Consider the following 23,617-nt stretch of genomic DNA (forward strand, 5'->3'; position numbering starts at 1 on the left):
GGCCGACGGGGCCGAGGGGGCCGACGGGGCCGACAGGGCGGTAGCCGGTGTCCGGCAGCCCGAGCGGGCCGGTGACCCGGGCGCGGACCAGCGCGTCGAGCGGCGCGCCGCCCGTCAACTCGGCCAGCCGGCCCGCCATGACCATGCCGACGTCGCTGTAGAGGTACGGCCCGCCGACCGGGTGGGTGATCGGCGTGTCCAGCATCGCGGCCATGCGCTCGGCGGGGCCGGCGGCGGGCAGCTCCAGGTCGACGCGCCGGGTCGGGGTCAGGCCCGCCGTGTGGGTGAGCAGGCGGCGCGGCGTGATCCGCGGATCGCGGCCTGGGATCCAGGAGGCCACCGGCTCGTCCAGCCCGAGCCGGCCCTCCTCGGCCAGCGAGAGCAGCACGGCGGTGGTGAACAGCTTGCTGACCGAGGCAAGGTCGAAGATCGAGTCCCGGCTCGCCGGCGGGCGGTCGTCCGCCAGGCTCCCCTGGGCGTCGGCGTAGCGTACGAGCTCCCCGGCCGCCGACGCGGCGGCCACGGAGCCGTCCACGGCGATCAGCGCGACCGCGGCCGAGCACACGCGCGGCACCCCGTCCGCCAGGATCGCCTCCAGCCGATCGGACATCCCATCCCCTCTCCCCGGTAACGCCCGTCGCCGTCCGCCACGGTCCCGCGGGCGCCCCTCCCTCGAGGGCCCGCGCCCCGCCGTAATGCGGGCTGTCAGCCGCTCAGCGCGTCGCTGAGGCGCTCGCCGTGCGACTCCAGCAGCGCACGTGCCCCCTCGGCGTCCAGCCCGTGCTGGATCATCACGACCGCGGTCTTCGTCTGACCGCCCGCCGCGTCCAGCGCCGCGCCGGCCGTCTCGTGGTCGGCGCCGGTGATGTCCCGGACCATGCGCAGCGCCCGGCCGGCCAGCTTGCTGTTCATCGCCGACATCTCGACCATCTTGTTCCCATACGTACGGCCGAGCTTCACCATGGCGATCGTCGAGATCATGTTCAGCACGAGCTTCTGCGCCGTGCCCGCCTTCAGCCTGGTCGAGCCGGTCACCACCTCGGGCCCCACGACCACCTCGATCGCGTGCTCGGCGGCGGCCGACAGGGGAGCGCCGTCATTGCACGACAGGCCGACGGTCAGCGCGCCACGATCGGCCGCCTCCGCCAGCGCGCCCAGCACGAAAGGGGCCCGCCCGCTGGCGGACACGCCCACCACCGAGTCGAGCGCCCCCACCTCCAGGTCCTTCATCGCGGCGGCGCCCGCCTCCGCGTCGTCCTCCGCCCCCTCGACCGACCGGGTCAGCGCGTCCAGCCCGCCGGCGATGACGCCCTGCACCAGCGAAGGGTCGGTGCCGAACGTGGGCGGGCACTCGCTGGCGTCGAGCACGGCCAGCCGTCCCGACGTGCCGGCGCCGACGTAAAACAGCCGGCCGCCCTCGGCCATCCTGGCGGCGATCGCGTCGATGGCCTCCGAGATGGCCGGGATGACCACCGCGACGGCGGCGGGCACGGCGGCGTCGGCCTGGTTCATCAGTCGGGCGATCTGCTCCGTCGGCAGCCGGTCGATCTGGCTGTAGCGGGGATCGCTCTGCTCGGTGGACAGCTCGGGTAGCGGATCAATCATGACGCTAATTTCCACCCTTTACTTCTCTCTTGTAAATATCTTTCAGACAATGGGTTCATGTCACACGTACGCACCGGAGCTGAACGGCTGGCCACGGACCCCTCGCTCGCGGGGGGCGCCCGCCTCGGCCTGATCACGAACCCCACCGGAGTCCTGCCCGATCTCACCCCCACTCCCGACGCGCTGCTGGCCGCCGGGCTCAAGCTGACGGCCCTGTTCGGCCCCGAGCACGGCCTGCGCGGCACGGCCCAGGCGGCCGGCAGCGAAGGCGACACCGTGGACGGGAAGACCGGGCTGCCGGTCTACGACACCCACAAGCTGTCGGGGGAGGCGCTCGACCGGGTGGTGGCGGCCTCCGGCGTGGACACCCTGGTCTTCGACATCGCCGACGTGGGCGCCCGCTTCTACACCTACGTCTGGACCATGTACGACCTGCTGGCCTCGGCCGCCAGGCTCGGGCTGCGTTTCGTGGTGCTGGACCGCCCCAACCCGCTCGGCGGGACCGTGGAGGAGGGCCCGCTGCTCGATCCCGCGTTCGCCAGCTTCGTCGGCCGCTTCCCGCTGCCCCTGCGCCACGGCAGGACCGCGGGGGAGCTGGCCGGGCTGTTCGGCTTCGACGTGGACCTGCGCGTGGTCGAGATGGAGGGCTGGCGGCGCGAGATGACGTTCGCCGAGACGGGGCTGCCCTGGGTGATGCCGTCGGTCAACATGCCGACCGTGGACACCGCGCTGGTCTATCCGGGCACCGGCCTGTTCGAGGGCACGAACTTCTCCGAGGGGCGCGGCACGACCAGGCCCTTCGAGCTGATCGGGGCTCCGTACGCGGACGGCGGGTTCGCGGGCGCGCTGGCCGAGCTGGGCCTGCCGGGGGTGCGGTTCAGGGAGACGTGGTTCACGCCGACGTTCCACAAGCACGCGGGCGTCCCCGTGTGCGGGGTGCAGCTCCACGTGCACGACAGGGCCGCGTTCAGGCCGGTGCTGACGGGCCTGTCGATGCTGCACGTGGCCCGCACGCTCTACCCGGACGACCTGCGCTGGTGGGGCCCCGACCTGTTCATGGACCACCTGTGGGGCTCCGACACGCTCACGAGCCGTCTGGAGGCCGGCGGGGACCCCCGCGAGCTGTGCCCGCCGCCGCGCCACCCGGAAGGCGGGCTGCTCTACGGCGGTCAGGCTCGCACCCCGGCGTGACATCACGCCAGATCGCGCCGGTAGAGCCAGAAGACGCGTTCCGCTCGCGCGCCGACGGCGTGCGAGTAGAACCGCAACGGCCCGACCCATCCGATCTGGGCGCTGGACTGCCCGGCGGCGCGCTGCTCCGCCAGGCACCTGCGCAGCAGCACCCGCCCGAGACCCAGACCGCGGGCCTCGGGCGAGGTGCCCATCGGCCCGAACCAGCTGGGCCGCGCCCCCCACGCGGCGAAGGCCAGGACGCTCCCGTCGCGCTCGGCGTAGTGCAGGCCGGTCGCGTGCCGCGCCTCCCAGGCCCACCGCTCGTTCCACTGCTCCTGGACGAACGCGGCGACCCGCTCGCGGGCGGCGTCCCCGGGGTCCCCGGGAGCGCCGGCCGCGCTCACGCGCACGCCGGCCCGCTCCAGCCGCTGGACCTCCTCGTCCACGGACAGGTCGGCGGACAGGTCGGCCGTCATGTTCCAGGCGACGTGGTAGCGCTCGTAGCCGAGGCTCTCGGCCAGGCAGGCGGCGGCCGTGTAGCGCACGTCGATGCCCGGCCAGGCGTAGCAGGGCGGGTTGCCGGCGAAGCGGGCCTGCCGCGCGCCCTGCTCCAGCAGCCACTCCTCGGCCGCCCGCACCAGGGCCCGGCCCTGGCCGCGCCCCTGCGCGGCGGGATCCACGGCGAGCAGGTCGATGTGCCCGACCTCGGGGTCCTTGCCGGACACCGAGGCCATCACGACCCCGTCGCCGGTCGCCAGCGCCGTCCACCGCCGGTCGGCGGGCGGCCGCGACAGGTAGCCGACCAGGCCGGCGGCCTCCCCGGTGTCCAGGGTCAGCGCGGCGGTGGCGATCCGCGCCGCCGCGTCCTGCTCCGCGGTCCGTACGGCGTGCGACATCACACCTCGCTCATGGGCCGCGCGATCACGCTGCGGCGCTCGGGATAGAAGCACGCGTGCTCCTGCGACACTCCCTCGGTCAGCTGCAGCAGCGGGCGCTCGCTCGTGCACCGCTCGCCCCTGAACGGGCAGCGCCGGGCGAACAGGCAGCCCTCGTCCGCCTGGCTCTCGTCCAGCGACTCCAGCGGCGTCACCGGCTGCTCGCCCGGCTGCTCCAGGCCGTGCAGCACCGGGATGGCCGACAGCAGCGACTGCGTGTACGGGTGCACGGGGTCGGCGATGACCGTGTCCACCGGGCCGCGCTCGATGACCTGGCCGCGGTAGATGACGTACAGCTCGCCGTCGTCGCCGATGTAGCGGGCCGTGGCCACGTCGTGCGTGATGAACAGGACGCTGACGCCGAGCCGCTCGCGCAGGTCCTTCAGCAGCGCCAGGATGCCCAGCCGCAGCGACACGTCGATCATGGAGACGGCCTCGTCGGCGACGAGCATCTCGGGATCGACGGTGAGCGCGCGGGCGATGACCACCCGCTGGCGCATGCCGCCGGACAGCTGGTGCGGATAGCGCGCCAGCACCGAGCCGGGGTCCAGCCCGACCAGCGACAGCACCTCGGCCGCCCGCTCCTCGATCCACGCCTTGGACCGCCCGGTCTGGCCGGCCCGCAGGCTCAGCGGCGCGTGCAGCGTCTGGTGGATGGTCCGCGTCGGGTTCAGCGCCGAGTACGGGTCCTGGTGGATCATCTGGATCTTGCGGAAGTGCGGCTGGCGCTGCTTGGGCTTGAGCGGCGACATGGGCACGTCGCCGATGACGACCTCGCCCTCGTCGTACGTCTCCAGCCCCGCGATGATCCGCCCCAGCGTGGTCTTCCCGCACCCGGACTCGCCGATGAACGAGGCCGCGCCGCCCTTCGGGATCGCGAAGTCCACGCCGCGCAGCGCCCGCACCTCCCGGGCGCCGAGCACCTTGCCCCGCTGCTTGAACGTCTTGACGACGCCGGTCCCGGTGATCATGCGTGCTCCTTCACGGTCACGGCGTGGCAGGCCACGATCCTGGATCCGTGCGGGACGGCGTCGGGGTCCACGTCGTCGCACACGTCCATGCGCAGCGGGCAGCGCTCTCTGAACACGCAGCCCTGTTTCGGCACGGTCGTCAGCGTCGGCGGCCGGCCCGGCAGCGCCTGGGCCTCGTCGATGTCGCCGACGAGACGGGGGATGGCCTTGATCAGGCCCCTGGTGTACGGGTGGCTGGGCGAGGCCAGCACCTCCCGCGTCGGGCCCTGCTCGACCAGCCGCCCGCCGTACATGACGGCGAGCCGGTCGGCGACCTCGGCCACCACGCCGATGTCGTGCGTGATGACCAGCGTGGTGAGCCCGCGTTCGGCGTGCACCTCACGGACGATCTTCAGGATGTTCGCCTGGGTGATCATGTCGAGCGCGGTCGTCGGCTCGTCCAGCACCACGAGGTGGGCGTTGAGCACCAGGGCCAGCATGATGCCGACCCGCTGCCGCATGCCGCCCGACAGCTCGTGCTGGTGCGAGTCGAGCACCCTGGCCCCGTCGAGCCCCATCCGGCCGAGCAGCTCCTTGGCCTCGCGGACCAGGCCGCGCAGGTCGTCCACGCCGTGTGAACGGCCCAGGTCGAGCAGCTGCTTGCCGACCGTCTTGAGTGGGTTCAGGGAGTTCTGGGCGGCCTGGAAGACGTACCCGATGTGCTTGCCGCGCGCCTTGCGCAGCTGCTCGCCCTCGAAGGCCACCACGTCGCCGAGCCCGTCGATCTCGACGCTGCCCGCCGCGATCCTGCCGGGCGGCTGGACGGCGTTGAGCAGCGACAGGGCCAGCGTCGACTTGCCGGAGCCTGATTCACCGACGATGCCGGTGATGGAGCCGGGCTCCAGCGTCAGGCTGACGTCCCTGACGGCGGGCAGTTCGCCCGCGGGGGTCTTGTAGACGACCGTGAGGCCGCCGATGCGCACTCCCGGCGCTTGCTCTGCCAACGTGCTACTCCTCACGCAGCCGGGGGTTGAAGATCTCGTCCATGGCGTCCACCACGAGCACGATGCCGAGCGTGAGCAGCAGGATGGCCAGCAGCGGCGCCAGCAGGTAGCCGAGCGCGTTCGGTGTGATCATCGCGCCTGCCTGGAACACGGCGAGGTTGAGCATGACGCCCCAGTTGTCCGACTCGTACGGCAGGACGCCCAGGAAGAACAGGCCGACCTGCGAGTAGACGGCGCCGGTGACCGCGATGAGCATGTTCATCGCGATGTAGGGGGCCATGCTCGGCAGCAGCTCTTTGCCGATGATGTGCGTCGTGGACAGGCCCAGCCCGCGGGCCGCCTCGATGAAGCCGCGCTCGCGCAGCGACAGCGTCTGCGAGCGCACGGCCCGCGCCACGCCGCCCCAGCCGAGCAGGCCGAGCACGAGGCCCATCTGGACCGGGCTGCCGAACTTCCACACGGTCGCGAGGACCAGCAGCAGCGGCAGGCCGGGGATGGTGAGCTTCATGTCGGTGAGCCGCATGAGCACGGTGTCCCAGCGGCCCCGCTTGAACCCGGAGAACAGGCCGATCGAGGTGCCGACGACGACCGTGATGAGCGCGGTCACCGCGGCGGTCAGCAGGACGTAACGCGAGCCCTTGATGACCAGCGCCAGCACGTCCTTGCCCTGCGGGTCGGTGCCGAACCAGTGCGCCCAGCTCGGCGGCTGGGTGATGGCGTTGACGTTGCCCGGCAGGTTCACCGGCAGGAACATCGGCCCGAAGATCGCCATGAGGGCGAAGCCGAGGATGATGACCACCCCGGCCATGCGGCTGGGCTTGCGCCGCATCACCCGCCAGACGCCGTTCCAGAAGTTACGGCGCATGGTCGTGGCGGCCGAGCCCGTCTCGGGGATGAGCGTGGCGCTCACGACGCCTCCTCTCCGCTGCGCACCCGCGGGTCGATCACCGTGTAGAACAGGTCGGCCACGATGTTGGCGACGATGGTCCCGGCGGTGATCAGCAGGAAGGCCCCGCCCATGAGGGTGTAGTCACGGTCCTGGACGCCGCTGATGAGCAGCCAGCCGAGGCCCGGGTAGTTGAAGATCTTCTCGATGAAGACCGCGCCGCCGAGCAGCAGGCCCAGGGACAGGGCCAGCATGGTGAACAGCGGCAGGATCGCGTTGCGCGCGATGTAGCGGAAGACGATCGAGCGCTTCACCCCGCGCAGCTCGGCGGCCAGGATGAAGTCGTCGCCGAGCACCGTGACCACGCTCGACTTCATCGCCAGGATCCAGCCGCCGTAGGCCGACACCGCGTACGTCAGGACCGGCAGCACGGCGTGCTCGGCGAGTGAGCCGAGATAGCCGGCGTTGAAGCCGGGCTCGAACAGGATGTCCACCGAACCGTCTGCGGGCAGGATCGGGATGAGCGTGGCGAAGATCACCACGAGCAGCATCGCCAGCACGTACTGCGGGATGCCGTGCAGCAGCGACCCGGAGATGGCCAGCGCGTCGCCCAGCTTGCCGGTGCGCTTGATGGCCGCGTACACGCCCAGCAGCACCCCGACGATGAAGCTGAGCAGCGTGCCCGCCAGCACCGGTAGAACGGTCCACTTGGCGGCGTCGGTCAGCACGTCGAGCACCGGGGTGCCCGGCCTGGTGACGGAGACGCCGAGGTCCAGGTGCAGCAGGCCGGACATGTAGTCCCGGTACTGCTCCCAGAGGGTGCCGTCCGGCAGGAAGCCGTAGAGCACCTTCACCGCCTGGGAGGCGGCCTCGGGTGACATGCCTCCCTCGATCAGCTTCTCGTACCTGGCGGCCATGGGGTCGCCCGGGATGTTGTTGATGATGAAGAAGCTGATCGTCGCGACTACCAAGATCATGACGAACCCGCGGGCCAGGTGGCCCGCGAGTCGCCGTGCGATGAGCGTCATAGGCTACTGCTTCGCCTTGATCAGGCCCTGCTGGATCCACACGCCGGACGCGAGCACGCCGGTGCCCATACGAAGGATGGAGTCGTCGTGCGGCCAGCCGGTGAACCGGCTGTTGTTGACGAACTGGGTGTTGACGTAGTCCCAGAGCTGGATGACCGGCAGGTCCTGGTTGGCCGCCTTGGCGAGCTGAGCCATGATCGGCTTGGCCGCCTCTTCGTCGGCCGAGTTCAGCTTGCCGGTGAGCTCACCGGGGTTGATCTTCTCGCCGTCGACCTCGATCTCCTCGGGGCCGCCCATCCAGTTGCCGTTCTTGCCGGGCGCGGAGTGCGTCACCTTGCCCGCGACGTTGGTCCAGCCGTTGGAGGCGCCGTAGAGCCGCTGGAAGATGTCGTACGGCGCGGGGCCGAGCGCCATCAGCCAGAAACCGGCGTCGTACTTGCCGGCCGCCAGCTCCTCCAGATAGAGCGGGTAGTCGGCGGTCGTCACGACCTCGGCGTCGACGCCGGCCTTGACGAGCTGGCCCTTGATGTTCTCCTGCGCGGACAGCCAGTCGGAGAAGCCGGCGGGGGCGTGCATGGAGACCTTCCACGCGCTGCCGTCGGCCAGCGTCCACTTGCCGTCCTTCTTGGTCAGGCCGGCCTGCTTGAACTCCTCCTCGGCCTTGGCCACGTCCGGCTTGTACGGGTCGAGCTGCGGCACCGTGTCCGGGATCCACGCCTGCGCGGCCTTCTGGTGGATGCCGCTGGTGGTGAGGGCCGGCGTGCCGCCCTCGGGCGAGGCGACCTTGGTGACCTGGTCACGGTCGATCAGGTAGGCCAGGCCCTTGCGCACGTGCACGTTGTCGTACGGCTTCTTGGACTGGTTGAAGGCCATGCTCACGGCCACCGGCGAGTAGCCCTTGATGACCTCGGCGCCCGGGGCCGCCTTGATCCGGTTCATCACGTCCGTCGGGGCGGCGGTGAAGCCGGCGTGGTCGAGCTTGCCCGCGGTGAGGTAGTTCCAGATCTGCTCGTTGCCGGTGTAGTTGAGGAACTTCACCTGCGCCGGAGCGACGTTGGCCGCGTTGTAGAAGTACTTGTTCTTGACCAGCAGTGCCTCGGAGGGGTTGACCCGCTCCAGCACGAACGGGCCGGCGGAGACGTCCTTGGGCGGCGCGAAGGCGATGACCTTCTGGCCCAGGGCGGTGACCTCCTCGCGCGCCTTCTCGGCGGCGGCGTCGTCGCCGCGGGCGGCCTTGAGCTTGTCCCAGAAGTCCGCCGGAAGGACGCTGCTCCACACGTGGGCGGGCAGCACGGTCGTGTCGAGCACGCCGCGGGCGAACTTCGGGCTGGGGTTGGCCATGTCCTGGGTGATCTTCACCGTCTGCGGATCGACGACGGTGACCTCGGCTGCCGCGCCGGCCGCGCCGGGCGTGACCGAGAAGGCCGTGCTGCCCTGCGTGTAGGCGATGCCGATGGACATCTTGACGTCGTCGGCCGTGACCGGCTTGCCGTCGGACCACTTGGCGTTCGGCTGAAGCTTCAGCGTGATGGCCGAGTTGTCAGGCGCGATCTCCCAACTGGCGGCGATGCCAGGGAGAGCCTGGTTGGGGTCGGTGAGGTGATTCTTGACCCAGCCGAGCTTCATGGAGCTGTAGCCGGGGAAGGAATTGCCCTTGGGGTTGTACGGGTTGGCCGGGGCCGATGCCTCAAGGCCTGGCCTGTTCACGTCGATCGTGGTGAAGAGCCCGCCACCACCACCGCCCGAGCCGCCGGACTTGTTGGTGGAACCACCACTGCATGCCGCAGTCGCGGTGGCAAGGCCCAGCAACGCCACTACCGCTGCCAGTCGCTTCATTTGCCGCTCCGGGGGATGTCGGACCTGCTAGAGGATCTGTAGGGATTGACCGGACACTACGATCGCGTCCGATCAGCGTCAATAATCTCCAGAGGTTGTGAGGCTAATGTAACTTTCCTTCATGAGTGTACGAAGTGGAGCTAAGCTCCAGCAAATGTACGTTCAGCTCATGACCAGCACGGCAGCGCCGTTGACCTGCCCCGCGGCGAGATCGGCCAGTGCCTGCCCGGCTGATTCGAAGGAGTAGAGCGCGGTCGTCACGCGCGGCGGATGCGTCAGCGCCAGCTCCAGATAGGCCCGTCCGTCGGCCCGGGTGTTGGCGGTCACGCTGCGCAGCGTGCGCTCCTGGAAGAGGTGCCGCTCGTAGTTCAGCGCCGGCACGTCGGTGAGGTGGATCCCCGCGACGGCCAGCGTCCCGCCCCTGTCGAGCGCCTCCAGCGCGGGCGGGACCAGATCCCCGACCGGGGCGAACAGGATGGCCGAGTCCAGCGGCTCCGGCGGCAGGTCGCCCGCGGAGGCCGCCCCCAGCTCCAGCGCGAGCGCCCTGGAGGCGGCGGACCTGGTGACCGCGTGCACGACGGCGCCCTGGGCGATGGCCGCCTGGGCCGTCAGATGGGCGGAGGCGCCGAACCCGTAGATCCCCAGCCGCCCGCCCGGCGGCAGGTCGCAGCGGGCCAGCGCCCGGTAGCCGATGATCCCGGCGCACAGTAGCGGCGCCAGCCGCTCGGCGGGCACGTCGCCGGGCAGCGGATAGACGTAGTCGGCCCGGGCGAGGAGATATTCGGCGTACCCGCCGTCCGTGTCCCATCCCGTGTAGGTGGAGGCGGGGCACAGGTTCTCCATGCCCCGGCGGCAGTAGCGGCACGTGCCGCAGGTCGAGCGCAGCCACGCCACGCCGACCCGCTGGCCTGTGCCCTCTCCTGTGCCCTCGCCCGCGCCCTCTCCCCGGCGCTCGATCCGGCCGACCACCTGATGGCCGGGCGTGGTGCGGGGCCGCCGCGGTGCCAGGTCCCCCTCGGCCAGATGCAGGTCCGTACGGCACACGCCGCACGCCTCGACCCGCACCAGCACCTCGCCGGGACCCGGCTCCGGCACGTCCCGCTCGACGAGCTCCAGCGGCCCGGACGCCATCGGCCCCGGCTCGGCCACCACCCACGCCCGCACGGTTACGACAGCCTGGAGAAGGCGAGCGAGGCGTAGAGCGCGGCGCCGTCGGGCAGCACCGCGTCGTCGAACACCGCCTCGGGCGAGTGGTTGTAGGGCGCCGTGGCCGGGTCGCGGCCGGGCGGGCAGGCCCCGAGGAACACGAAGGCCCCGGGGACGTTCTCCAGCACGTACGAGAAGTCCTCCGAGCCCATCACCGGCTGCGGCGAGACGAAGTAGCGGCCGGGGCCGAACAGCTCGTCGGCCGTCCGCCCGACGAAATCGGCCTCGCCGGAGTCGTTGACCGTCACCGGGTAGCCCATCCCGAACGACGCCTCGACCTCCAGCCCGTGCGCCGCCGCGATGCCCTGCACCACCTCGACCAGCCGGCGCTTGACCAGCGTCCGGTTCTCCTTGCTGAACGTGCGCACGGTCGCCTCGAACCGGGCGTCGTCGGGGATCACGTTGTCCGCGGACCCGCCGTGGAAGCTGCCGACCGTCACCACGACCGGGTCGAACACGTCGAACGTCCTGGTCACCATCGTCTGCAGCGCCGTCACCATCTCGCAGCCGGCCTGGATCGGGTCCAGCGCCCGGTGCGGGCTCGACCCGTGCCCGCCGCGCCCCTTCACCGTCACGCAGAACACGTCCGCCGCCGCCATGATCGGCCCCGGCCGCGAGGCGAACAGCCCGGGCGGCAGCACGGATGACACGACATGCATCCCGTACGCCGCCACCGGCCGCGCGCCGGCCGCGTCGAGCACGCCCTCGTCGATCATGTGCTTGGCGCCCTCGTGGCCCTCCTCGCCCGGCTGGAACATGAAGATGACGTCGCCGGCCAGCTCCTCCCGCCGCGCGCTCAGCAGGTGCGCCGCCCCGACCAGCATCGTGGTGTGCAGGTCGTGCCCGCACGCGTGCATCTGCCCGGGCAGCTGGGAGACGTAGGGCAGGTCGTTCTTCTCGGTCACCGGCAGCGCGTCCATGTCGCCGCGCAGCAGCACGGCGGGGCCCGGCCGGCCGCCCCTGAGCACGGCGGTGACGGAGCTGAGCGTCTTGCCGGTCTGGATCTCCAGCGGCAGCCCGTCCAGCGCCGCCAGGACCTTCTCCTGCGTGCGCGGAAGCTGGAGCCCGAGCTCCGGGGTGGTGTGCAACGAGTGCCTGAGCCGGACGAGCTCGTCCCGCATGTCCAGAGCGGATTCAGTGAACGACATGAAGAACATTCTTCACCTACGCGGCACGGCGTCCAGCGGCGGCACGCGGGCGGCGCGCGGACCGGCCGCGGACGGCACCGCGCGGGGGCGGCCCGAGCTCGATCGCTACGATGAGCGGGTGACTGAGCGTAAGCGGATCGACTCCTGGTTGTCCGACATGGACGGCGTCCTCGTCCACGAGGGGCGGCCGATCCCCGGTGCGGACGAATTCATCAAGCGGCTCAGCGAATCCGGCAAGAAGTTCCGGGTGCTGACCAACAACTCGATCTACACCCAGCGAGACCTGTCAGTGCGGCTGGCGGGCGCGGGTCTCAGCGTGCCCGCGGAGTCCATCTGGACCTCGGCCCTGGCCACCGCCCAGTTCCTCGACGACCAGCGCTCCGGCGGGTCGGCGTACGTGATCGGCGAGGCCGGGCTGACGACGGCGCTGCACGAGGTCGGCTACGTGCTCACCGACCTCGACCCCGACTACGTGGTGCTGGGCGAGACCCGCACCTACAGCTTCACCCAGATCACCAGGGCCATCCGCCTCATCGAGGGCGGCGCCCGCTTCATCGCCACCAACCCCGACCCCATCGGCCCCTCCACCGAGGGCTCGCTGCCCGCCTGCGGCGCCGTGGCCGCCCTCATCACCAAGGCCACCGGCGTGGCCCCCTACTTCGTCGGCAAACCCAACCCCCGCATGATGCGCAGCGCGCTCAACGAGATCGAGGGCCACAGCGAGACGACGGCCATGATCGGCGACCGGATGGACACCGACATCGTGTCGGGCATGGAGGCGGGCCTGTTCACGATCCTGGTCCTCACCGGCGTCACGCAGCGTGACCAGATCGACCGGTTCCCCTACCGACCGTCGCTCGTCGTCGACTCCGTGGCCGACCTCATCGACCTCATCTGAACCCGCCGGCCGATCCTGACGGGCGCTGACAGGTATGCGTGGCAGGGTGATCTGGCATGACCCGCATTTATCTGGAGACAGGCCCGAAAAAGGTGTTCGCCTGCTCGCTCGACTGGCCCGGCTGGTGCCGGATCGCCAAGGGCGAGGAGGCGGCCGTCGACCGGCTCATGGACTACGTGCCCCGCTATCGCGTGGTGGCCGAGCGGGCGGGCCTGGAGTTCGCGCCGGGTGACCCGGTGGTGGTGGCGCGGGTGCCGGGCAGCGACACCACGGACTTCGGCGTCCCGTACGCGGTGCCGGACCTGGACCTGGAGCCGGTGGGCGCGGCGGAGGCGGCCAAGGGGGTGGCGCTGCTGCGGGCTTCCTGGGAGCTGTTCGACGAGACCGTCGCCGCCTCGCACGAGGACCTGCGCAAGGGGCCGCGCGGCGGCGGGCGCGACCTGTCCAAGATCGTCAGCCATGTGGTGGACGCCGAGCGGGCCTTTGCCCGCAAAGTGGACGTGCGGCACAAGCCGTACAAGTCGGAGGCGGACCGGGAGGCCATGCGGGCGGAGCTGGCCGGCGTGCTCTCCCGCGCGTGGGAGCCGCCGCAGACCACCGGCTGGCCGCCTCGGTACGCCCTGCGGCGGATCGCCTGGCACGTGATCGACCATCTCTGGGAGATCGAGGACCGGGAGTGACCCCGTCCGCCCGGCGCGGGAGCGGGATCAGGGGATGAGGCGGGGGAGCGTGGTGATGGCGGTCGACAGATAGTCCGCCACGGCCTCGGGGACCAGCCGCCGTGAGGTGATCTCCGACTGGTCCAGCGGCACCCGCTCCACCTCGTACAGCCCCCGTGCCGGGTCCTCGAACTCCGGCCCGTGCCGCAGCTCCGGGTCCATCGACACCAACCGGCAGCCGTACACGTGCTGTGTCTTGACCTCGCCCTGCCAGTGGTAGGAGACCGTGACCAGAGGGGTGACCGCGAAGACGGTCGCGCCCAGTTCCTCCATCAGCTCCCGGTGCAGCGTGCCCTCCAGCGAGTCGTCCTCCGGCTCGACGTGCCCGCCGGGCACGGACCAGTAGACGTCGCGGCCGGGCACCGTGCGCCGGAACAGGACGAGGCGTTCGTCATGATCGAGTAGGACTCCGCGGACACTGGGTCGCATATGACCACCCTATTTGACCGGTATGTCCTTCAGGTAGCCTAACCTACGGTACCGTAACCTGAAGGAGAAGATCTTTTATGGCGATGACTCAGACGGAGCTGCTGCACGAGCTCGAGCCCGTCGTGGCGGTAGAGCTCGACCGCCACGAGAAGATGGCCAAAGAGTGGTTCCCGCACGAGTACATCCCGTGGAGCGAAGGCCGCGACTTCGACGGCATCTACGGGGGCGAGGCGTGGCAGGAAGGCGACTCCAAGATTCCCGAGGCCGCCCGCGTATCCCTCATCGTCAACCTCCTCACCGAGGACAATCTCCCCAGCTACCACCACGAGATCGCCACGACGTTCGGCCGCGACGGCGCCTGGGGCACCTGGGTGCACCGGTGGACCGCCGAGGAGGACCGGCACGGCACCGCCCTGCGCGACTACCTGACCGTCACCCGCGCCGTGGACCCCGTCGCCCTGGAACGTGCCCGGATGAGGCACATGGAGAGCGGCTACATCACCGACTACGGCACCATGCTCCAGCAGCTCGCGTACGTGTCCTTCCAGGAGCTGGCCACCCGCATCGCGCACCGCAACACCGGCAAGGCCTCCGGCGACGAGGGCTGTGAGCGGCTGCTCGCCAGGATCGCCGCCGACGAGAACCTGCACATGCTCTTCTACCGCAACCTGCTCAAGGCCGCCTTCGAGCTCGATCCCAACCAGACCATGCGCTCGGTGACCGACGTCGTCACCACCTTCCAGATGCCGGGTTCGAGCATCGAGGGGTTCACCCGCAAGGCCATGATCATCGCGCACGAGGGCATCTACGACCTCCGCCTCCACCTCGACGACGTGCTCATGCCGGTGCTCAAGCAGTGGGCGGTCTTCGACAAGACCGGGCTCGACGCCGAGGGCGAGAAGGCGCGCGAAGAGCTGGCCGCGTTCCTGGCCAAGACCGAGACCACGGCCGCCAGGTTCGTGGAGCGCAGGGAGGAGCGGCGCGCCCGCGCCGCCGCCAGGGGCTGATTCCCCCTCAGGGGGGAGGCCGGCCGGGTCGCGGTCATGCCAAGATCGTGGCCCATGGCCCTCCCCGCGCAGCTCTTCGTCTGGCTCGTCACGCTCCTGATGATCATCGGGCTGGCCACGGCGGCGCAGCGGCTGCTGGGCGTCAGGTTCGGCCGGCTGCGCACGTTCGTGGCCGCGCTGATGGCCTTCGGGCTGGCGCAGCCGGTGCTGTCGCCGATCCTGGCCGGCATGGGCGAGGTCGAGCCCGACCAGGTTCCCGAGGCGGGCGCGCTCGGGATGCTGCTCCTGCTCGCCATGTGCGTGGTGCTCATCCCGATGGTGATCCTCGTGCTGGCCGAGGCGCTGGTGCCGCCCGGATCGGTGCCCGGCCCGCTGGAGCTGTTCCGCTCGCTGCGCGGCCGCCTCTCCCGGGCCAGGCGCTACTCCCAGATCACCAGGATCGCCATCAGGCACGGCCTCGGCCCCTACCTGCGCGGCCGCGGCGAGCAGGTGGACGACCGCTCGGGCAAGGTGCGCCTGGCCGCGTCGCTGCGCGCGGCGCTGGACGACGGCGGGGTCACCTTCGTCAAGCTCGGCCAGGTCCTGTCGACCCGGCGTGACCTGCTGCCCGCCGAGTTCGTCGACGAGCTCGGGCGCCTGCAGGACCAGGCCGCCCCCGCGCCCTGGTCCGAGATCGAGCCGGTGCTGGCCGCCGGGCTCGGGGGCCCGGTGGAGGAGGTGTTCGCCGAGTTCGGCCGGACGCCGCTGGCCGCCGCCTCCGTCGGGCAGGTCCACACCGCCCGCCTGCACACCGGCGAGAGCGTCGTGGTCAAGGTGCAGCGGCCGGGCATCGGCGCGGTGGTCGCCAAGGACCTCGACATCGTCCGGCGGCTGGCCGCCACGCTGGAGGACCGGACCCGCTGGGGCGGCGCGCTCGGCCTGCGCGACCTGGCGGAGGGGTTCGCGGCGGCCGTCGGGGAGGAGCTCGACTTCCGCGTCGAGGCGGCCAACATGGCCGCCGTGGCCGCCTCGGGGGGCGGCTGCGTCACCTATCCGGCCCCGCACACCGCCATGTGCACCGAACGGGTGCTCGTCATGCAGCGCCTGTCGGGCAGGCCGGTCACCACGGCCCCCCGCGAGCAGGGCCCGGACCTGGCCCGCGGCCTGCTCGACTGCCTGCTGCGGCAGATCCTCGTCGAAGGGGTCTTCCACGCCGACCCCCACCCGGGCAACCTCATGCTGCTCGACGACGGCACGCTGGGCCTGCTCGACTTCGGCTCCGTGGGCCGGCTCGACGCCTCCATGCGCTCGGCCCTGCAACGCTTCCTGCTCGCCATGAACCGGCAGGACCCGCTCGGCGTCACCGACGCGCTGCTGGAGGTCGTGCCCAGGCCGGAGGACATCGACGAGGCCGCGCTCCAGCGGGCGCTCGGCCAGTTCATGGCCAGGCATCTCGGGCCCGGCACGGACAGCGTCCAGATGTTCACCGACCTGTTCAGGATCGTCTCGGCGTACGGGCTGTCGATCCCGCCGGAGGTGGCCGCCGTCTTCCGGGCGCTGGCCACGCTGGAAGGCACGCTCGTGCGCCTGTCGCCCGGTTTCGACCTGATCGGGGAGGCCCGCGCGTTCGCCGGCCGCTACCTGGCCGAACGGGTCAGCCCGGAGACGGTCAAGGAGTCGCTCACGCAGGAGCTGGCCGCGCTGCTGCCGATGCTGCGCCGCCTGCCCCGCCGGGTCGAGCGCATCGCGAGCGCCGCCGAGCACGGCAGGTTCAGCATGAACGTCCGGCTGCTCGCCGACGAGCGCGACCGCCGCTACGTGACGGGGCTGCTGCACCAGGTGCTGCTCACGGTGCTCGGCGCGACGGCCGGCGTGATGGCCGTCATCCTGCTCGGCATCGGCGGCGGCCCCCCGGTGCTGGGCTCCACGTCGCTGTTCCACCTGCTCGGCTACAACCTGCTGGTGATCGCCGCGATCCTGGTGCTGCGCGTGCTCGCGGTGATCTTCCGCCGGCCCAGGAGCTCCGACGGTCCCCGCGGCTCCGGGGAGCACTCCGCGTACCCGAACGGCTCCCGCGGCCGGTAGACACCCCAGCCGGACGGCAAAGCCAGTGCGCCTCTTGACCGGGGCATGGTCTTGGACAAGCCAGGCATCGGGCAGGTTCTCGGTAACACCGGAACCCCTGGGGAGCAAGGGTGAAAATCATCGGGATCGCCGCCAGTCTCCACGCGGGGTCATTCATCACCAGATTGCTGGACGCAGCGGGCGGCGAGCTGCCGGGCGGCGTGGACTTCGAGGTCTGGGCGGAGCTGGGCGAGATCCCGCCGTACACGCCGGGCCCGGTCCTCCCGGCCACGGCGCGGCGGCTGGTGGGGCTGGTGGCGAGGTGCGACGCGGTGCTGCTGACCGCTCCCGAGCACAGCCTGCTGCCGGTCGAGCTGACGTACGCGCTGGACTGGATGTCGGCCCGCGAAGGGCTGTCGGGCAAGCATGTCGCGGTGATGAGCGCCAGCGCGCGGGCCTGCGGGGCGATGTGGGCCCAGGCCGAGCTCTACAAGCAGCTCCAGCACGCGGGGGCGGTGGTGACGGGGGCCGAGCTGGTGATCTCGCCCGCCTGCCCGCACTTCGACGAGGATGGCCGGCTCACCTCGCCCGACCTGCGCCGGCAGGTGCGGGCCGTGGTCGGGCGGCTCTGCCCGGCCGAGATCCTGGAGCCCGCACTGTCGCTCTGATCAGGCTGTGGGTCTGGTGAGGCTGCTGGTCGGGTGAGGCTGCGGGGCGGGTCAGGCCGCTGGTTTGGTCGCTCTGATCGTTCTGGTCGCTCTGGGTCAGGGGTCGCGGCGCAGGCGCTTCAGGTCCGCGCGGTGCTTCTTGCCGGCGATGCGGCGTTCGACCGCGCCGCGGCTGGGCTTGGTCGGGCGGCGGCGCTTCGGCGGCGGGGCGATGGCCTCGCGCAGGCGCTGCGCCAGCCGTTGCTCGGCGGCTTCCCTGTTACGCAGCTGGGAACGGTACTCGGAGGCGGCGATCGTGATCGTCGGAGCCCCGAGCCGGTCGAGCGCCCTGGCCTTCAGCGCAGGTGACAGCGCCGTGGTCGCGGCCACGTCGAAGGTCAGCTCCACCCGGCTGTCGGTCGTGTTGACGCCCTGGCCGCCCGGGCCTGAGGAACGCGAGAAGCGCCAGACGAGCTCGGCGTCGGGAATGACGACCGAGTTGTTGACGACGAGCGGGCCGGGCATGTGTGGGGCTCCTGTTCACAAAAGAACGTTCTTTACGAGAGTGTCACCGTATATGGCGGTCATATGCCGTCCGCAACGGCATTTTCAATCTCCGCGGTCACTGCGAATATGGGAGGAACATCCCGCAGGAGAGGCGATATTTCATGCAGCCTGTCTCGGCCGCGCAGGTGGGCTTGACCGTGGTGCTCGCCATCGTCTCCGCCGTCGGGTTCCTGTTGCTGCGCTGCCAGGGCAAGGGACGGCCGTTCGGGCCGGGCGGGCGGCGGCTGGCGATCGTCATCACCATTCTGACCGGGTGCGTCTCCGCCGGGGTGGCGCTGGCCAGCGCCGCGCTGCTGAACCAGCACCTGGCCACGGTGCTGGGCGCCATCGCGCCGAGCGGGCTGTGGCTCAGCCAGATGCGGGCCAAGGAGGACGAGCGGCGGTCGCTGGCGCGGGAGGCGGCGACGTTCTGGCTGGTGTCGCTGCTGGCCCGGCTCGACCAGGCGATGGCCGAGGACCAGCGGGTCTGGTGCGAGAAGCGGGTGGACGACTCGTGGAACGTCTACGAGCTCAGCCTGGCCGCCCACCGCTACCACGAGCGGATCGCCGAGCGGCTCACCCCTGAGGAGCGCAGGCGGGAGCGGGTGCACGCCAGGCTCGACGCGATCGAGCGGCGGCTGGACGTCGCGGCGCTGGTCGAGGACGGCGGGACGCGGTCGAAGGTGGTCACGGCCCTGAACGGCTCGCGGCACACGCGGATGGCAAGGTACGAGCGGTATCTGAACGATCTGACCAGGCTGCACGGCGTGCTCAGGCATGACGCCGAGAGCGACCTGCTGCGGCTGCTGGCCTCGGCCTACCGCTCGGGCTACCGCTCGCTGCCGATGTACTCGCCGTCCGCGCCCGTACGCGAGAACGGCGTCGGACGCGCCAGGCAGGCCCGATGAGGTACGCGGCAGGCGTGCGGCGACGAGGACCGGCTGGTGGTCAGGCGGGCTCGTGGAGCGCCCTGACCGAGCCTTCGGCGTCGCCCAGCGTGAACGACAGGCGGGCGCCGAGCGCGTCGACGACGGAGCCCAGCGTGCGTAGCGTCAGGTTCTCGTCGCCAGAAAGGATCTGGCTCACCCGCCCGGCCGACACGCCCATCGCCGCGGCCAGGTCGGAACGCGTGATCTTGTGCTCCCGCATGTACCACGTGATCTCGTCGACGACTTCCTGGGCGAGACCGCCCACCTCGTCGCGACTGCTCCGGCGAAGGGCCATCTCGGTCTCGCTCTCGACGCTGGGTCCCTGATGACTCCACTTTAGCTCTACCTAAACCTTTAGGCAAGCCTAAAGAAGAGCGGTCTCGGACCGGCGGTTGCTAATCGGATTGCAAGTGGCGTATGCCAATATCGCGCGAAAGATCATGGGGCGGGGAGGCGCGGTGGGCGGCATCGTCGGCGTACACGGGATCGGCAAGTACAAGTACTACCTGGAGGCCGGCCGCTCGGTCCCGGGCGCGGCGGAGGCCATGCGGCTCAAGTGGGACCGCTACCTGCACCTGGCGCTCGGAGCCGAGTCCAGCGCGTACTTCAGCGAGATCGCCTACTTCGCCCACCACCTGCACGCGGGCGGCGGGCGCGAGACGGCGCCGCAGTCGTTCGCGGCCATGGAGAGCTCGGCGCAGCAGGTCCTCATCGGCTGGGCGAAGAACCTGGGCGTGGGCGAGCACGTCACGGGCGTGCTCAAGTCGGTCACCGGCTGGCTGCTGACCCGGCTCGACAGCAGGTCCGAGGCGTTCGCCAAGCTGTTCGCGCCGGAGGTGGCGACGTACCTGACCGACCAGGGCAAGCGGGAGAAGTCCAGGGCGGCCGTGGCCGACGTCATCAGGAGGGTCCGGCCGAAGGTGGTGATCGCGCACTCGCTCGGCAGCGTCGTCACCTACGAGACGCTGTGGGCCAACCCCGACCTGGAGGTCGACCTCCTGCTCACGCTCGGCAGCCCGCTCGGCATGCGCAACGTCATCTTCGAGCGCCTCCTGCCCGCGCCCGTCAACGGGCGCGGCGAGCGTCCCAAGGGGGTCAAGCGCTGGGTGAACATCGCCGACAAGGACGACATCGCCGCCATCCCGCCCGGCCTGCGCGACTGCTTCACCGGCATCGACGCCGAGGAACTGGTCAATCTCGACTGGATCGACTTCCACACCGTGGAGAAGTATCTCGGTTGCCCGGCGCTGAACCCGCATCTGCGACCATACCTGGCATGACGTGGATTGTGTTCGACTACGGCGGCGTCCTGTCGCTCCCGCAGCCCGAGTCCGACGCCGACGCGATGGCGAGGGCGGCCGGCGCGGAGCCCGAGGCGTTCAAGCGCCGCTACTGGGAGCACCGCCTGGAGTTCGACCGGGCCAGTCTGAGCCCGATGGCGTACTGGTCGGCGGTGCTGGACCGGCCCGCCACCCCGTCGGAGGTGGCCCGCCTGGTGGCCATGGACCTCGCCAGCTGGGCCTACCCCGACGAGGGCACGGTCGCCATCCTCGACGAGCTCATCGAGGCCGGCAGTGACGTGGCGCTGCTGTCGAACGCCCCCGTCTGCCTCGGGGACGGCCTGGACGAGCTGCCGTGGATCGCCGCGATCGGGCACCGCTTCTACAGCGGCAGGATGGGCCTGGTGAAGCCGGACCGGGAGATCTACGACGAGATGGCCCGCGCGCTCAAGGCCGACCCCGCCGAGATCGTCTTCATCGACGACCGCGCGGAGAACATCGCGGGGGCGGAGCGGGCGGGCATGACCGGCGTGCACTTCACCGACGCCGCCGCGCTGAGGGAGGCCCTGCCCGCGCTACGCCCATGACCTGCCGCAGGCTCGCGTGGCCGTGGCGCGGGGGTGCGGCGAGAGCTGCATGACTGACGCTGTTCATCCGCGCTTGACTCGGCTGTCACGACCGGGTCAGCGCGGGCGGACATACCTGTGAACGTGGACCGCAGAGCCTTCCTGACAGCGGCGACAGCCGGCCTTCTCCTCCCTCAGCCCGCCACCGCGGCGGCCTCCGCCGCCTGGGGCGCGACCCCCGCAAGGGGCAGAACCCTCGCCGCCGACCCGTTCACCCTGGGCGTGGCCTCCGGCGACCCCTCGACCGACGGCTTCGTCCTGTGGACCAGGCTGGCCGTCGACCCGCTGAGCGGCGACGGCCGCGGCGGCATGCCCGCCCGCGACGTGGACGTGGACTGGCAGGTCGCGGCCGACGAGCGCTTCACCTCGATCGTCAGATCCGGCACCGCCCCGGCCAGGGCGCGCGACGCCCACAGCGTGCACGTCGAGCTCAAGGGCCTGCAGCCGGGCCGCGACTACTTCTACCGGTTCAGGAGCGAGGGCCGGCTCTCGCCGGCGGGCCGGACGAGGACGACGCCCGCGGGAGAGACGCCGCTCACGTTCGCGGTGGCCGCGTGCGCCCACTACGAGCACGGCTACTACACCGCCTACCGCCGCCTGGCCGAGCAGGAGCCGGACCTGGTGGTCTTCCTCGGCGACTACATGTACGAGTACGGCCCCAGCGGCTACACCGCCCTGGCCGGTCGCGTCCGCACCCACACGCCGGGCAAGTGCGAGACGCTGGGCGACTACCGGCTGCGCCACGCCCAGTACAAGAGCGACCACGACCTGCAGGCCGCGCACGCGGTGGCGCCGTGGCTGGTGGCCTTCGACGACCACGAGGTGGAGAACAACTGGGCCGGGCCCGTCTCCAGCACGGGCGCACCCGGGTTCGCCAGGCGCCGGGCGGACGCGTTCAGGGCGTACTACGAGAACATGCCGCTGCGCCGCGCCAGCGTCCAGGGGGCGGTGCTGCGGGTGAACCGGCGGGTCTCCTGGGGGACGCTGGCCCGCTTCCACCTGCTCGACACCCGGCAGTTCCGTGACGACCAGGCGTGCCTGGACGGCGTGCGGGCCGGCTGCGACGACCGGCTGGCGGACGAGCGGACGCTGCTCGGGGCCGACCAGTGGCGCTGGCTGGAAGGCGGGCTGCGCGGCTCGGACACCCGCTGGAACCTGCTCGGGCAGCAGATCATGATGGCGCAGCGTGACTACAAGGTCGGCCCCGGCCGGGAGGTGAACCTGGACTCGTGGGACGGCTACGCGGCCGAGCGGACCCGGCTGCTGGGGTCGCTGGCGCGCACCTCCAACCCCGTGGTGCTGACCGGGGACGCGCACATGCACCACCTCGCCGAGCTGAAAACCGACTTCGACGACCCGGACGCGCCGGTGGTGGCCAGGGAGCTGGTGGCCTCGTCGATCGCGAGCGACGGTGACGGGTACCGGGACCGTACGTGGATCGCCGAGGCGCTGCAGGAGAACCCGCACATCTCCTACATCGACCAGCGGCGGGGATATCTGATGGCGCGGCTGACCCGGGACGAGATCTCCGTTGACTTCCGGACCCTGGACTACATCTCGCGCAAGGGCGCTCGCGCCCGGACCGCCCACCGCCTCACCATCCCGGCCACCACGGGGGCGGCGGCCGCGGGCCAGGCGGGGGCGCCCCGCGCCGGCTGAAGGTTTGCTGGGAGCCGGCTGAAGATTCGCTCAACCGGACGCCCCGCCGAGGCGGGCGTCCGGCACCCGCCCCGGTCGGGCGCCCGGCCAGTTGCCGCCCGGCCGGGCGCCCGGTCAACCGCCGCCGAGGCGGGCGCCTGGCGGGTCTGCGGTGGCTCAAATCGGCCCGGCCGACTGCCGTCCGGTCAGGCGTCCGGCCAGTTGCCGTCGGGGAACTCGCCTGACGTGCCGCCCGACATGACCACCTGGTCGCTCTCAACGAGGCCCGAGGTGACCTCGACGTACTGGTCGCCGCGCACCCCGGTCCGCACCACCTTCGCCGAGTCGCGGCCGCCGGAGCGCACGGTGACCACCTGGGTGCCGTCCGACCTGCTGCGCACCGCCGCGGCGGGCACGTAGATCGCGTTCGTGGCCTCGTCGGTGGTGACCGTGACCGAGGCGGTCTGGCCGAGCATGAGCCCGGTGGGCGGCTCGTCGAAGGCCAGGGTGACCGAGTAGCGGACGAGCTGGCCGTCCACGGTCGCGGTCGGGGCGATCGCCGTCACCGTGCCCGCGTACCGCTCGCCGCTCCGGGTGGCCAGCGTGACCTCGGCCTTCTGGCCGAGCTTCAGCCGGTTCACGTCGGACTCGGTGACCATGGCCTGGACCTGGAGCTCGTTCAGGTTGCCGAGGCTGATGAAGGTGCCGGTGCCCGCGGTGTCGCCGGCGCCGCCCGCCACCGACAGGATCGTGCCCGCGGTGGGCGCCACGATGCGGGTGGCCCGCACGTCGTCGGCGGCCTGCTCGAGTGCGGCCTGCGCGCGGTCCACGTTCGCGCTGGCCTGGTCCTCGCTGACCCCGCCCTTGGCGGCCGCGCCGGTGCTCGTGTTCCCGCCCGTGCCTCCGCCCGTGCCTCCGCCCGTGCTGGTGCCCGTGCCCCGGTCGCAGGAGCCCTGGGACGGGCGGGTGCCGCCCGTCGTGGCGGGCCTGGACGAGGGCTTGCCGCCGGCCGTGGGCTTGCCGCTCGCGGACGGTTTCGCGCTCGTTGACGGCTTGGCGCTGGTGGACGGCTTGGCGGTGGGGG

General features: G+C 71.4%; 24 protein-coding genes. 10 read left to right on the forward strand and 14 right to left on the reverse strand.

The features are described 5' to 3' along the window. Both ETD85_RS42290 and murQ read right to left on the reverse strand, forming a co-directional pair. The coding region (locus ETD85_RS42290) for a serine hydrolase domain-containing protein (RefSeq protein ID WP_170247138.1) at positions 1-610 on the reverse strand (610 nt) is incomplete at its 3' end. A 95-nt stretch (positions 611-705) separates the two neighbouring features. Beyond that, positions 706-1,605, reverse strand: a complete 900-nt coding sequence (gene murQ, locus ETD85_RS42295) for an N-acetylmuramic acid 6-phosphate etherase (protein ID WP_138695468.1) — start codon at positions 1,603-1,605, stop codon at positions 706-708. Positions 1,606-1,662: 57 nt separating this feature from the next. On the opposite strand from murQ, the gene ETD85_RS42300 reads away from it, so the two are divergent. After that, positions 1,663-2,796 carry an exo-beta-N-acetylmuramidase NamZ family protein gene (locus ETD85_RS42300; RefSeq protein WP_138695469.1) on the forward strand — a complete coding sequence of 378 codons (1,134 nt, stop codon included), beginning with the start codon at positions 1,663-1,665 and terminating at the stop codon, positions 2,794-2,796. 2 nt (positions 2,797-2,798) lie between these two features. Here the strand turns inward: ETD85_RS42300 and ETD85_RS42305 are convergent, their stop codons facing one another. The 8 genes from ETD85_RS42305 to ETD85_RS42340 all read right to left on the reverse strand — a co-directional run bounded on the left by ETD85_RS42305 (position 2,799) and on the right by ETD85_RS42340 (position 11,771). Beyond that, positions 2,799-3,674 carry a GNAT family N-acetyltransferase gene (locus tag ETD85_RS42305; protein ID WP_138695470.1) on the reverse strand — a complete coding sequence of 292 codons (876 nt, stop codon included), beginning with the start codon at positions 3,672-3,674 and terminating at the stop codon, positions 2,799-2,801. Further along, entirely contained in the window at positions 3,674-4,684 is a 1,011-nt protein-coding gene (locus tag ETD85_RS42310; RefSeq protein ID WP_138695471.1) for an ABC transporter ATP-binding protein, read from the reverse strand. The genes ETD85_RS42305 and ETD85_RS42310 overlap by 1 nt, the downstream gene beginning before the upstream one ends. Next, entirely contained in the window at positions 4,681-5,667 is a 987-nt protein-coding gene (locus tag ETD85_RS42315; RefSeq protein WP_240779782.1) for an ABC transporter ATP-binding protein, read from the reverse strand. The genes ETD85_RS42310 and ETD85_RS42315 overlap by 4 nt, the downstream gene beginning before the upstream one ends. 4 nt (positions 5,668-5,671) lie before the next feature. Beyond that, the gene (locus ETD85_RS42320; protein ID WP_206059211.1) at positions 5,672-6,577 is read right to left on the reverse strand and encodes an ABC transporter permease; all 906 of its coding nucleotides are present in this window, start codon (positions 6,575-6,577) and stop codon (positions 5,672-5,674) included. After that, positions 6,574-7,581 carry an ABC transporter permease gene (locus ETD85_RS42325; protein WP_138695472.1) on the reverse strand — a complete coding sequence of 336 codons (1,008 nt, stop codon included), beginning with the start codon at positions 7,579-7,581 and terminating at the stop codon, positions 6,574-6,576. The genes ETD85_RS42320 and ETD85_RS42325 overlap by 4 nt, the downstream gene beginning before the upstream one ends. A 3-nt stretch (positions 7,582-7,584) precedes the next feature. Next, positions 7,585-9,417, reverse strand: a complete 1,833-nt coding sequence (locus ETD85_RS42330) for an ABC transporter substrate-binding protein (RefSeq protein WP_240779783.1) — start codon at positions 9,415-9,417, stop codon at positions 7,585-7,587. Between the two features lie 162 nt (positions 9,418-9,579). Continuing rightward, a complete protein-coding gene (locus ETD85_RS42335) occupies positions 9,580-10,581 on the reverse strand; it encodes a zinc-dependent alcohol dehydrogenase family protein (RefSeq protein ID WP_138695473.1) in 1,002 nt (333 codons plus the stop codon). 2 nt (positions 10,582-10,583) lie between these two features. After that, positions 10,584-11,771 carry a M20 metallopeptidase family protein gene (locus ETD85_RS42340; protein WP_138695474.1) on the reverse strand — a complete coding sequence of 396 codons (1,188 nt, stop codon included), beginning with the start codon at positions 11,769-11,771 and terminating at the stop codon, positions 10,584-10,586. A 157-nt stretch (positions 11,772-11,928) separates the two neighbouring features. Between ETD85_RS42340 and ETD85_RS42345 the strand changes: the two genes are divergently transcribed. Continuing rightward, complete coding sequence (locus ETD85_RS42345) at positions 11,929-12,669, forward strand: HAD-IIA family hydrolase (RefSeq protein WP_240779784.1); 741 nt, start codon at positions 11,929-11,931, stop codon at positions 12,667-12,669. Between the two features lie 56 nt (positions 12,670-12,725). Beyond that, positions 12,726-13,349 (forward strand): hypothetical protein, encoded by a 624-nt coding sequence (locus ETD85_RS42350; RefSeq protein WP_138695475.1) that lies wholly within the window; start codon positions 12,726-12,728, stop codon positions 13,347-13,349. A 27-nt stretch (positions 13,350-13,376) separates the two neighbouring features. Here the strand turns inward: ETD85_RS42350 and ETD85_RS42355 are convergent, their stop codons facing one another. After that, positions 13,377-13,817 carry an NUDIX hydrolase gene (locus ETD85_RS42355; protein ID WP_138695476.1) on the reverse strand — a complete coding sequence of 147 codons (441 nt, stop codon included), beginning with the start codon at positions 13,815-13,817 and terminating at the stop codon, positions 13,377-13,379. Between the two features lie 77 nt (positions 13,818-13,894). On the opposite strand from ETD85_RS42355, the gene ETD85_RS42360 reads away from it, so the two are divergent. From ETD85_RS42360 to ETD85_RS42370, 3 genes are all read left to right on the forward strand, one after another. Then, positions 13,895-14,824, forward strand: a complete 930-nt coding sequence (locus ETD85_RS42360; RefSeq protein WP_138695477.1) for an acyl-ACP desaturase — start codon at positions 13,895-13,897, stop codon at positions 14,822-14,824. A 54-nt stretch (positions 14,825-14,878) separates the two neighbouring features. Beyond that, a complete protein-coding gene (locus tag ETD85_RS42365) occupies positions 14,879-16,888 on the forward strand; it encodes an ABC1 kinase family protein (RefSeq protein WP_138695478.1) in 2,010 nt (669 codons plus the stop codon). Positions 16,889-16,998: 110 nt separating this feature from the next. After that, positions 16,999-17,535 carry an NADPH-dependent FMN reductase gene (locus ETD85_RS42370; RefSeq protein ID WP_138695479.1) on the forward strand — a complete coding sequence of 179 codons (537 nt, stop codon included), beginning with the start codon at positions 16,999-17,001 and terminating at the stop codon, positions 17,533-17,535. A 96-nt stretch (positions 17,536-17,631) separates the two neighbouring features. On the opposite strand, the gene arfB is transcribed toward ETD85_RS42370, so the two are convergent. Next, positions 17,632-18,039 carry an alternative ribosome rescue aminoacyl-tRNA hydrolase ArfB gene (gene arfB / locus ETD85_RS42375; RefSeq protein WP_138695480.1) on the reverse strand — a complete coding sequence of 136 codons (408 nt, stop codon included), beginning with the start codon at positions 18,037-18,039 and terminating at the stop codon, positions 17,632-17,634. Between the two features lie 143 nt (positions 18,040-18,182). Here arfB and ETD85_RS42380 point away from each other — a divergent pair, with 143 nt between their 5' ends. Beyond that, a complete protein-coding gene (locus ETD85_RS42380; protein ID WP_138695481.1) occupies positions 18,183-18,968 on the forward strand; it encodes a hypothetical protein in 786 nt (261 codons plus the stop codon). Between the two features lie 40 nt (positions 18,969-19,008). Here the strand turns inward: ETD85_RS42380 and ETD85_RS42385 are convergent, their stop codons facing one another. Next, positions 19,009-19,284, reverse strand: coding sequence for a helix-turn-helix domain-containing protein (locus ETD85_RS42385; RefSeq protein WP_138695482.1), 276 nt, complete (start codon positions 19,282-19,284; stop codon positions 19,009-19,011). A gap of 163 nt (positions 19,285-19,447) precedes the next feature. Between ETD85_RS42385 and ETD85_RS42390 the strand changes: the two genes are divergently transcribed. The 3 genes from ETD85_RS42390 (at position 19,448) to ETD85_RS42400 (ending at position 22,554) form a co-directional block, all read left to right on the forward strand. Further along, a complete protein-coding gene (locus tag ETD85_RS42390; protein WP_138695483.1) occupies positions 19,448-20,269 on the forward strand; it encodes a hypothetical protein in 822 nt (273 codons plus the stop codon). Further along, complete coding sequence (locus tag ETD85_RS42395; RefSeq protein ID WP_138695484.1) at positions 20,266-20,856, forward strand: HAD family hydrolase; 591 nt, start codon at positions 20,266-20,268, stop codon at positions 20,854-20,856. Before ETD85_RS42390 ends, ETD85_RS42395 begins: the two co-directional genes overlap by 4 nt. Positions 20,857-20,979: 123 nt before the next feature. Continuing rightward, the gene (locus tag ETD85_RS42400) at positions 20,980-22,554 is read left to right on the forward strand and encodes an alkaline phosphatase D family protein (RefSeq protein ID WP_138695485.1); all 1,575 of its coding nucleotides are present in this window, start codon (positions 20,980-20,982) and stop codon (positions 22,552-22,554) included. A gap of 185 nt (positions 22,555-22,739) precedes the next feature. Here ETD85_RS42400 and ETD85_RS42405 read toward each other — a convergent pair. After that, positions 22,740-23,617 (reverse strand): efflux RND transporter periplasmic adaptor subunit (locus tag ETD85_RS42405; RefSeq protein ID WP_138695486.1); only part of this gene is annotated, 878 nt, incomplete at its 5' end.

This window comes from Nonomuraea zeae (genome assembly GCF_005889725.1).
Lineage (GTDB): Bacteria > Actinomycetota > Actinomycetes > Streptosporangiales > Streptosporangiaceae > Nonomuraea > Nonomuraea zeae.